Genomic DNA, 6,729 nt, shown 5'->3' on the forward strand with positions numbered 1-6,729 from the left:
CGTTGTCCGACAGCACGGCGTCGACCCCGGGGATCGACGCGGCGCGGTTCAGCGCCACCACCGGGATGCCCAGCCGGGCGCATTGCTCGGCCAGGGCGATCGGCGGCGCGCCCGAGGTCACCAGCACGCCGCTGACCCGGTACTGCAGGAAGCGGGCGATGGTGCGGTCCAGCGCCGCCTCGTCGTCGACCTCGGCGACCAGCGACTGCAGGCCGCGGGCGTCGATCTCGCGCAGCAGCGCCTCGAACAGCGCGGCGCGATAGGGGTCGGTGGCGCCGCGCACGACGATGCCGACCAGGTCGGAGCGCTGGCGGTTCATGCCGCGGCCCAGCATGTTGACCTGGTAGCCCAGGGCCGAGGCCGCCTCCAGCACCCGCTCGCGGGTCTCGTCCGCCACCCGGGCCTGGCCGGACATGATGCGCGAGACCGTGGCGCGCGACACGCCGGCCCGGTCCGCCACCGCCTGGGCCGTCACCGGCCGCATGCCGCTGTCCTGCTGTCGTCGTCCCAACCGGCGCTCCCATCCCTGCGGACCCAGGTTAGCGCACACGTGTTCATGAAGGCGAGGCGTCGTAAAGCGGAATCGTTTGCCCGGAAGCGATGTCACCGGACCGTCACGAAACATTCATTTCCTTGAAAGCGTGCGGTGTCCGGGACCATGATAGAACCGCCGCCGGAGAGCGGTGCGGCCGATGATTGGATTTGATGGATCGTGAACACGTGTTCACGCTGTCGCCATCCGGGGCGCCGCCGACCATCCTGCGGACTGGGGAGGGATTGGGAGATGACGACGAAGTTGATCGGCCGCGCCGTGCTTCGCGCAGCGCACCGCAAAGTGGCCGGCATCGCCGGCGTGGCGGGCCTGGCGGCGCTGCTGCTGGCCGGGGCGGCGCAGGCGGACGAGCTGGTGATCGCCGGGCGCGACGGCGTCTATGGCGACGCCCTGGCCTATGCGATCGACGCCTACAAGAAAGTGTCGCCGGACACCGAGGTCGAGCTGCTGAAGCTGCCTTACGCCAGCCTGTACGAGAAGCTGGTGGTGTCGCTGCGCGGCGGCGCCGACGCCTATGACGTGATCGTCGCCGACGACACCTGGATGCCGGAATTCACCGCCAATGGCTGGCTGAAGCCGGTGACCGCCGACCTGTCGGGCGTGATCCCCAGCCTGACCGCCCTGTCCAAGGGCACGGACGGCAAGGTGGTGGCGCTGCCCTTCGCCGGCAATGTCGAGATGTTCGCCTGGCGCACCGACCTGTTCCAGGCCGCCGGCCTCGCCGCGCCGAAGAGCTGGAGCGACGTGGTCAAGGCGGCGGAGACGCTGAAGGCCAAGGACCCGAATGTCGCCGGCGTGGTGTTCCGCGGCACCAAGGGCAACCCGATCGTGACCGGCTTCCTGCCGATCTTCTGGGCCCATGGCGGCGAGATCATCGACGGCTCGGGCAAGGCGGCGCTGGCGTCGCCGGCCGGGGTCAAGGCGCTGCAGCAGTTCCTGGCGCTGAAGGCCTATGCCCCGACCGGGGTCGAGACCTACAACGCCACCGAGGTGCGCGACGCGCTGCAGCAGGGCCGCGCCGCGATGGCGATCGAGGTCTGGCCGGCCTGGGTGCCGGCGCTGGACGAGGCCGACAAGTCCAAGGTGGTCGGCAAGGTCGCGATCGGCCCGGCCCCGGGCGAGGCCAAGGGCCCGGCACCGATGCTGGGCATCTGGCAGGTGGCGGTGCCGTCGGGTGCGCCGAATGCCGAGGGCGCGCAGAAGTTCCTGGCCTTCCTGAACGGCCCGGAGATGCAGAAGGAGCTGGCGCTGCGCTTCGGCCTGCCGCCGACGCTGACCGCGCTCTATGCCGACAAGGACCTGGTCGCCAAGTACCGCTGGTACCCGGACCAGCTGAAGGCGCTCGAGGCCGGCGTGTCGCGGCCGCGGATCAAGCAGTGGCCGCAGGTCGAATCCATCCTCGGCGATTACCTGCAGCTGGCCCTGGTCGGCCAGGTGACGCCGGAGGAGGCCCTGAAGAAAGCCTCGGCCGACATCGACACGGCGCTGGCGAAGAAGTAACGGCGGCTCCCGCCAGCCCTGTCCGTTTCACTCTCCCCCTCCCCTCGCGGGAGGGGGTAGGGGAGGGGGCTCGCGCCGCCTCGAACAGGCCCGGCCTGAGAGCTTGATCGACACCCCCTCCCCAACCCCCTCCCGCGAGGGGAGGGGGAGGATCCTGAAGCGTAGCGGACCGTACAGACCTTCATGCTCTTCACCGACCGCCGGCAGCTCGTCCTGCTCCTGCTTCCCGCCGCGCTGCTGCTGGTCGTGTTCGCGCTCGCGCCCGTTGTCCAGGTCGCGATCTACTCCTTCCAGGACATCGACTACGCCGCCGACACCGCGCGCTGGGTCGGCTTCGAGAACTACGCCACGCTGTTCGGCGACTGGTTCTTCCGGGTCGACATCGGCAACACGGTGAAATTCGCCGTCGTGGCCTCGCTGGTTCAGGTCGCGCTCGGCACCGCCCTGGCCCTGCTGCTGAACCGCGAATTCCGCGGCCGCGGCGCGGTGCTGTCGGTCGTGGTCTATCCGATGATGCTGTCGACCCTGGTCTGCTCGGCGATCTGGCGGTCCTGGTTCCACCATGATGTCGGGGTGCTCAACGGCGCGCTCGGCTGGCTCGGCCTGCCCCCGGTGGAATGGCTGTCCGACCCCGGCCTGGCGCTGTGGTCGGTGATGCTGGTCGACACCTGGCAGTGGACGCCGATGACGACGCTGATCGTCCTGGCCGGGCTGCAGTCGATCCCGCCCGAGATCGTGGAGGCGGCGCGGACCGACGGCGCCCGGTCCTGGGTGCTGCTGACCCGGATCGTGCTGCCGCTGGTGCGCGGCCAGATCTTCCTGGCCCTGCTGCTGCGCCTGATCGACACCTTCAAGCTGTTCGACAAGGTCTACGCCCTGACCGGCGGCGGCCCCGGCAACGCCACCGAGACGATGTCGATGTATGTCTACCAGAAGGGCTTCAAATTCTTCGATGTCGGCCTCGCCGCCGCCGCCTCGGTGGTGATGATGGCGATCGCCTGCGGCCTCTGCGCCGTCTACGCCGCCCAGGCGATGCGGGGCCCGTCGAAGTGAAGCGCCTGCGCCAGGTCCCAGCCTATGCCGGCATCGCGCTCTTCGTCCTGGTCTTCGCGCTGCCGGTGATCTGGATGATCGGCGCGGCCTTCGAGAACCCGGCCATCGCCGGGCGCGGCTTCCTGCCGACCGCCCCGACCCTCGACAATATCCGCGCCGTGCTCGACGACGGCTTCCTGGTGCGGCTGAAGAACACCGCGATCGTCGCCTTCGGCGCCACGCTGCTGTCGCTGTTCGCCGGCTTTCTCGCCGCCTACGCCCTGTCCCGGTTCCGCTTCCCGAAGCGGCTGGACGTGCTGTTCCTGCTGCTGGTGCTGGTGGTCAAGCTGATGCCGCCGATCGTGGTGGCGCTGCCGCTGCACGCGCTGCTGCTCGATCTCGGCCTGCTCGGCACCCTGTCCGGGCTGGTGCTGGTCTACCAGCTCTACACCCTGCCCTTCTGCCTGTGGATGCTGCTCGGCTTCGTGCGCGAGGTGCCGGTCGAGATCGAGGCCGCGGCGGCGATCGACGGCGCCGGCCTCTGGCGCCGGCTGTGGCACATCGTGCTGCCGCTTGCCCTGCCGGGGCTGGTGGCGACGCTGATCTTCGCCCTGATCCTGTGCTGGAACGAGTTCCTGTTCGCGCTGCTGTACCTGCAGCGCCCCAGCCGCTTCACCCTGCCGCTCTACGTCGCCACCTTCATCACCGAGGACGAGACGCTGTGGGGCCGGCTGATGGCGATCGGCCTGCTGTCCTCGCTGCCGGTGCTGCTGGTCGCGGGCTATATCCAGAAGCACCTGCTGCGCGGCTTCGCCCACCAGGCCAAATGATCGCGACAGGGGTGCCATCCGTCCGCGCGGGTTGACGCTGCGGCCCCGCCGGGGTCAAAAGCCGCGCATTCCGGGTGTGCGCCCCGGGTGTGCGACGGAGCGGGACGATGGGCGAGCGGGACCTGACCGGGCGGGCGGTGGCGGATGCCATCCTGGCCGAGGTGGCGGCGGAGGTGCAGGCGCTGGGCGAGGCGCATTGGCCGCCGAAGCTGGTGTCGATCACGGTCGGCGACGAGAGCGCGGTCGACGTCTATGTCCGCAACCAGCGGCGCACGGCCGAGGGCGTCGGCATCGCCTTCGAGACCCGGCGCCTGCCGGAGCGGATCACGCAGGAGGAGCTGCGCGCCGCCATCGCCGCGCTGAACGCCGACCCGCAGGTCAGCGGCATCATCCTGCAGCGCCCGGTGCCGAAGCACATCTCGATCAAGGCGATGCAGACGGCGATCCATCCGCTCAAGGATGTCGAGGGCATGAACCCGGCCTCGATCGGCAACATCGTCTACAACGAGCTGGAGCTGGCGCCCTGCACCGCCCTGGCGGCGGTCGAGATGCTGAAGCGCACCGGCCTGACCCTGGCGGGGCTGGAGGTGGTGGTGATCGGCCATTCCGAGATCGTCGGCAAGCCGATCGCCTTCCTCTTGATGTCGGAAGGGGCGACCGTCACCGTCTGCCACCACATGACCCGCTCGGTCTCGATGCATTCGCGCCGGGCGGACGCCGTGTTCGTCGCCGTCGGCAAGCCGAAGCTGGTCACCGGCGACATGATCAAGCCGGGCGCCGCGGTGATCGACATCGGCATCAACGAGGTGCTGGACGATGACGGCAAGAGCCGGGTGGTCGGCGATGTCGACTATGACAGCGTCGCCGCGGTGGCGGGCTGGATCACGCCGGTGCCGGGCGGCGTCGGGCCGGTCACGGTTGCGGTGCTGATGCGCAACACCATCGTCGCCACCCGCCGCCAGAAGGCCCATTACGAGGCCAGGCTGGGCGCCGCGACCGCCTGAAAACGCTACTGCCGCGGCCGTCTGATGGCGGTTTCTGCGCTTCCGGTGCTCACGCACCGTTGTGCGCTGCGCTCCGGTTCTCGAACCACCACCAGCCGACTCACGCCAGCGCGTTTTCAAACGGTCGCGAGCGGCTCCGAAGTGCGGCGGCCGGTTCATGCCGCGGCCGCAACCCTGCGGCGCATGAAGGCTGGGTGTCCGCGGCCGGTGGCGGGTCTAAACCCGACATATGACGGCATCGGACCGAGTCCCCGACCAGCCCCAGTTCGTGACGGAGCGGGATCCGCGGCTGCGCGTGATCATCCCGATGATCGTCGCCGTCGCCTTCCTGATGGAGCAGCTCGACTCCACCATCATCACCACCGCCATCCCGGACATGGCGGCCAGCCTGGACACCACGCCGCTGCGGCTGAACCTGGCGGTGACGACCTATGTCCTGACGCTCGCCGTGTTCATCCCGGTCAGCGGCTGGTTCGCCGACCGCTTCGGGGCGCGTCGGATCTTCGCCCTGGCGCTCGGCATCTTCACCCTCGGCTCGGCGCTGTGCGGCATGGCCGACAGCTTCGCCATGCTGCTGGCGATGCGGGCCCTGCAGGGGCTGGGCGGCGCCATGATGACGCCGGTCGGCCGGCTGATCCTGCTGCGCAGCTTCCCGCGCGCCCAGCTGGTCACGGCCATGACCTACATGACCCTGCCGGCGATCCTCGGGCCGGTGATCGGGCCGCTGCTGGGCGGCTTTCTCACCACCTACACGTCGTGGCGCTGGATCTTCTACGTCAACGTGCCCTTCGGCTGCGCCGGCATCCTGGCGGCGCTGCACTTCTTCGAGGATGTGAAGGGCGAGACGGTGACGCCCTTCGACTATCCGGGCTTCCTCATGGTCGGGGCCGGCGTCGCCCTGCTGCAATACGGGCTGGAGAATATCGGCCGCCCGACCATCCCGGCGCCGGCGATCGCGGCGGTGCTGGTCGCGGCCACCCTGTTGCTGCTGGCCTTCGGCCGCTATGCCCGCCGCCGGGCGAACCCGGCGGTCGACATGACGCTGTTCCGGCTGCGCTCCTTCTGGGTCGGCACCCTGGCCGGCGGGCTGTGCCGGGTCGGGCTGAACGGCGTGCCCTTCCTGCTGCCGCTGATGCTGCAGGTCGGCTTCGGCTTCAGCCCGGTGGTATCGGGGTCGCTCACCTTCGTCAGCAGCCTCGGCGCGCTGCTGATCCGGCCGCTGCTGTCGCCGATGCTGCGCCATCTCGGCTTCGACCGGGTGCTGATCATCAGCGCCGGCCTCGGCGCCGTCGCCATCGCCGGCTTCTCGCTGATGGAGCCGGACACGCCGCACTGGATGCTGCTGGCCTACATCTTCCTGTTCGGCCTCTTGCGGTCGATGCAGTTCATGACCTCGAACACCCTGTCCTATGCCGACATGCCGGCGGAGCGGCTCAGCCGCGCCACCAGCCTGGGCGGGGTGCTGCAGCAGCTCAGCGTCAGCTTCGGCGTCTCCGTGGCGGCGATGCTGCTCGGCCTGGTCAGCTTCGAGAGCCATGTGCTGGCGCCGGAGCGCTTCCATGAGGCGTTCCTGCTACTGGCGGTGATCCCGCTGCTGTCGATCCCCGGCTTCCTCTACCTGCGGCCGGAGGACGGGGTACAGGTCAGCAGGCACGAACGTCGCCGGCGCTGACTACGGTCGTTTCGGGGTTTTTTGACGGAGGCTTGCCACGAGGCGGTGCCGGCGCCTTCACCGGCCGGCGGTCCCGCGCCGGGGGCGGCGCGGGCGGCTTGCGCGGCAGGTCAGGCTGCCGCGGCTGCGACGGGGATC

At 69.8% G+C, this 6,729-nt stretch carries 6 protein-coding genes; 5 read left to right on the plus strand and 1 reads right to left on the minus strand.

The genetic code is table 11. The features are described from left to right. Window positions 1-511: LacI family DNA-binding transcriptional regulator (locus P409_RS22275; protein ID WP_161790446.1), on the minus strand; the 511-nt coding region annotated here is incomplete at its 3' end. 273 nt (window positions 512-784) lie between these two features. Here P409_RS22275 and P409_RS22280 point away from each other — a divergent pair. From P409_RS22280 to P409_RS22300, 5 genes are all read left to right on the plus strand, one after another. Continuing rightward, window positions 785-2,053, plus strand: coding sequence for an ABC transporter substrate-binding protein (locus P409_RS22280; protein ID WP_052121170.1), 1,269 nt, complete (start codon window positions 785-787; stop codon window positions 2,051-2,053). A gap of 183 nt (window positions 2,054-2,236) precedes the next feature. After that, window positions 2,237-3,106: a carbohydrate ABC transporter permease gene (locus P409_RS22285; RefSeq protein ID WP_034843829.1), complete on the plus strand. Its 870-nt coding sequence runs from the start codon at window positions 2,237-2,239 to the stop codon at window positions 3,104-3,106. Then, window positions 3,103-3,915: a carbohydrate ABC transporter permease gene (locus tag P409_RS22290; protein ID WP_202964764.1), complete on the plus strand. Its 813-nt coding sequence runs from the start codon at window positions 3,103-3,105 to the stop codon at window positions 3,913-3,915. The genes P409_RS22285 and P409_RS22290 overlap by 4 nt, the downstream gene beginning before the upstream one ends. Window positions 3,916-4,022: 107 nt before the next feature. Further along, window positions 4,023-4,919 carry a bifunctional 5,10-methylenetetrahydrofolate dehydrogenase/5,10-methenyltetrahydrofolate cyclohydrolase gene (locus P409_RS22295; protein WP_034843831.1) on the plus strand — a complete coding sequence of 299 codons (897 nt, stop codon included), beginning with the start codon at window positions 4,023-4,025 and terminating at the stop codon, window positions 4,917-4,919. A gap of 268 nt (window positions 4,920-5,187) precedes the next feature. After that, window positions 5,188-6,591 (plus strand): DHA2 family efflux MFS transporter permease subunit, encoded by a 1,404-nt coding sequence (locus P409_RS22300; protein ID WP_202964765.1) that lies wholly within the window; start codon window positions 5,188-5,190, stop codon window positions 6,589-6,591. Window positions 6,592-6,729 lie beyond the last annotated feature (138 nt).

Source organism: Inquilinus limosus MP06 (genome assembly GCF_000767795.1).
In the GTDB taxonomy this organism is placed as follows: Bacteria; Pseudomonadota; Alphaproteobacteria; order DSM-16000; family Inquilinaceae; genus Inquilinus; species Inquilinus limosus_E.

Excerpts from the sequence above, each read along its gene's own strand:
- P409_RS22295 (WP_034843831.1), top strand. The coding sequence starts at position 4,023 with ATGGGCGAGCGGGACCTGACCGGGCGGGCGGTGGCGGATGCCATCCTG.
- P409_RS22285 (WP_034843829.1), top strand. The coding sequence starts at position 2,237 with ATGCTCTTCACCGACCGCCGGCAGCTCGTCCTGCTCCTGCTTCCCGCC.
- P409_RS22280 (WP_052121170.1), top strand. The coding sequence starts at position 785 with ATGACGACGAAGTTGATCGGCCGCGCCGTGCTTCGCGCAGCGCACCGC.